The 2,975-nt window shown below is 65.7% G+C and carries 3 protein-coding genes; 1 reads left to right on the top strand and 2 read right to left on the bottom strand.

All coding sequences use genetic code 11. The features are described from left to right. Positions 1–71: 71 nt before the first annotated feature. On the bottom strand, positions 72–854 hold the full coding sequence (locus tag O0J73_RS22030) for a helix-turn-helix transcriptional regulator (RefSeq protein WP_308309642.1): 783 nt from the start codon (positions 852–854) through the stop codon (positions 72–74). A 45-nt stretch (positions 855–899) separates the two neighbouring features. Then, positions 900–2,025 (bottom strand): peptide chain release factor 2 gene (gene prfB, locus O0J73_RS22025; RefSeq protein WP_308309641.1). Its coding sequence is split into 2 segments (ribosomal slippage): positions 900–1,949 and positions 1,951–2,025, totalling 1,125 coding nucleotides; the frame shifts between segments, so codons are not numbered across the junction. 183 nt (positions 2,026–2,208) lie between these two features. Here prfB and O0J73_RS22020 point away from each other — a divergent pair. Then, positions 2,209–2,949 (top strand): M48 family metallopeptidase, encoded by a 741-nt coding sequence (locus tag O0J73_RS22020; protein WP_080374907.1) that lies wholly within the window; start codon positions 2,209–2,211, stop codon positions 2,947–2,949. The last annotated feature ends 26 nt before the right edge of the window (positions 2,950–2,975 follow it).

Genomic DNA, 2,975 nt, shown 5'->3' with positions numbered 1-2,975 from the left:
TGCTGTTGCTGTTGCTGTTGCTGTCGCTTCGGCCTCTGCGGGTGCAGGGCTGCAAGCCCTGCCGAACACCCCTACTTCCGCGGCAGGTAGGTCACCAGCGAAAGATCGTGCCGGCTCTCCGGCACCAGCGCCACGTACTGCAGGTCCAGCAACCCGCGCGTGGGATGGTTCAGCTTCTTCGCACCTTCGTCGAACCGGCGCACGTCGTGCCCCGGCCACCATTGCCGGAACTCTTCACTGTGCGCCGCGATATCCTCGACCAGCGCCAGGAACGGCGCCTTGTCCGGCGCCTGCGCCATCGCCGCACGGAAGCCTGCCAGCAGGCCGCGGGTCATTTCTTCCCAGTTGAGGATCAGCGTGCGGTACGGCGGGTACAGGAACATCAGCCGCAGCGTGTTGCGCTCATGCGGCGCCAGCTGGCTGTAGTCGACAAAAAGCTCGGCGATGGCCGGGTTCCAGGCCAGGATGTCGAAACGGGTGTTGCGCACGTAGGCCGGGATCGGCTGCATCGCCGCCACCAGCTGGCGCAGGCCGTCGGTCACGCTCTCGTCCGGCGATTCCAATGGCACGCCGTAACCGGACAGCGCAAAGGCATAGGCGCGCTCGTCGTCGCTCATGCGCAGCACCTGCGCCAGGCGCTCCAGCACCTCGGGCGAGGCGCGCACTTCGCGGCCCTGCTCGATCCAGGTGTACCAGCTGACGCTGACCCCGATCGCCAGCGCCACTTCCTCGCGCTTCAGGCCCGGGGTACGCCGGCGCCCGGCCGGCAGGCCGAGCGTGGTGGGGTCGACACGGGCGCGACAGGCCTTGAGGAAGCCGCCCAGTTCCTTGCGTTCACTTTCGCTGCGCATCATCGCCCTCCGTTGCGGAAGGCGATGATATCCGCGCAGGCGCGTGGATCAGGCATCGACGCGCTTGGAACCCACGGCCAGGCCGGCCTTCAGGCTGGCCTCGACGAATTCGTCCAGGTCACCGTCGAGCACCTTCTGCGTGTCCGAACGCTCGATGCCGGTACGCAGGTCCTTGATACGGCTCTGGTCAAGCACGTAGTTGCGGATCTGGCTGCCCCAGCCGATGTCGGACTTGGTGGCTTCCACCGCATCCTTCTCGGCGTTGCGCTTCTGGATTTCCAGCTCGTACAGCTTGGCGGCCAGCATCTTCATCGCGTTGTCGCGGTTCTGGTGCTGGCTGCGGCCGGTCTGGCAGGCCACGACGATGTTGGTCGGGATGTGGGTGATACGCACCGCCGACTCGGTCTTGTTGACGTGCTGGCCACCGGCACCGGACGAACGGTACACGTCGGTACGCAGGTCGGCCGGGTTGATGGTGATGTCGATGTTGTCATCGATTTCCGGCGACACGAACACCGAGGTGAAGCTGGTGTGGCGGCGGTTGTCCGAGTCGAACGGCGACTTGCGCACCAGGCGGTGCACGCCGGTTTCGGTCTTCAGCCAGCCATAGGCATAGTCGCCTTCCACGCGCAGCGTGGCCGACTTGATACCGGCAACGTCACCGCCGGAGACTTCCATCAGCTCGGTCTTCCAGCCGCGCGATTCGCACCAGCGCAGGTACATGCGCAGCAGGATCTCGGCCCAGTCCTGGGCTTCGGTACCACCGGCACCGGCCTGGATGTCGACGAATGCCGCCGCATTGTCCATCTCGCCGGAGAACATGCGCTGGAATTCCAGCTTCTCGACGTGCGCCTGGTGCTTGTCCAGGTCGGCGACCACGGCCAGCGCGGTGTCTTCGTCCTGCTCGGACTCGGCCAGCTCCAGCAGTTCGGTCGCGTCGGTCAGGCCGTCCAGTACCGAGGCGATGCCGTCCACGGTCTTTTCCAGGCTGGAACGCTCGCGGCCCAGGTTCTGGGCGTACTCGGCGTTGTTCCAGACGTCGGGGCTTTCCAGCTCCCGCGTTACTTCTTCAAGACGCTCTTTCTTGGCGTCGTAGTCAAAGATACCCCCGAAGCGACAGCACGCGATCGGTCAGATCGGTGATGCGCTGGCGGACAGGATTCAGTTCGATCATGTCGGCGGTCATGCATTCAAAAGATGACTGCAAATGATACCGCAGCCGCCCGGCCGCGGCGAGGCGGCCCGAACCCGGTGGTCCCGCGCCTGGACACGGACCCGCACGATGCCGGTAGACTTCCCGACCGCCGCGGGTACAGGGGGACGCGCGGTCCATTCCCATCCAAGGAGCATCAATTCAATGACGATCATGCGTTCCACCCTCTGCCTGGCCGCCTGCCTGCTGGCCGCCAATGCCTCGGCCATCGACCTGAAGGGCCTGACCAGCACCGGCATGAAGGCCGGCAAGGCGCTGACCCTGTCCGACGCCGAGGTCTCGGCCGCCGCAGACCAGGCCTGCACCTACATGGACAAGGACAACCAGGTGGTTGCCGGCAATGATCCCTATGCCCAGCGCCTGGCCAAGATCACCCAGGGCCTGGCGAACGAGGACGGCCTGAACCTGAACTTCAAGGTCTACCGCACCGCCGACGTCAACGCCTGGGCGATGGCCAACGGCTGCGTGCGCGTCTACACCGGCCTGATGGACATGGCCAGCGACGACGAAGTGCGTGGCGTGATCGGCCACGAAATCGGCCACGTGAAGCTGGGGCACAGCAAGACCAAGATGCGCACGGCCCTGCTCGCCTCGGCTGGCCGCGAAGGCCTGGCCGCCTCGGGCAATGGCAACCTGACCCAGCTCAGCCAGGGCCAGCTGGGCGAGCTGGCCGAAGGCTTCGTCAACGCGCAGTTCTCGCAGAAGGAAGAGAGCGCGGCGGACGAGTACGGCTACCAGTTCATGAAGCGCCACAGCTACGACCCGGCGGCACTGGCCAGCATGTTCCGCAAGCTGTCCAGCGAAGGCGGCCTGATGTCCTCGCACCCGGGCTCGGAAGCCCGCGCTGCGCGCATCGACGCGATGATCAAGAAGGACAAGAAGTAAGTTGACCGCGGGCGGGCCACACGGCC

Source organism: Stenotrophomonas sp. Sm6012, assembly GCF_030985895.1.
Taxonomy (GTDB): Bacteria; Pseudomonadota; Gammaproteobacteria; order Xanthomonadales; family Xanthomonadaceae; genus Stenotrophomonas; species Stenotrophomonas forensis.
Note: the sequence above shows the minus strand (reverse complement) of the source record. Positions and strands in the feature narration are given on the sequence as shown.

Coding starts and splice junctions, on each gene's coding strand:
- O0J73_RS22030 (WP_308309642.1), bottom strand. CDS start 854: ATGATGCGCAGCGAAAGTGAACGCAAGGAACTGGGCGGCTTCCTCAAG.
- O0J73_RS22020 (WP_080374907.1), top strand. CDS start 2,209: ATGACGATCATGCGTTCCACCCTCTGCCTGGCCGCCTGCCTGCTGGCC.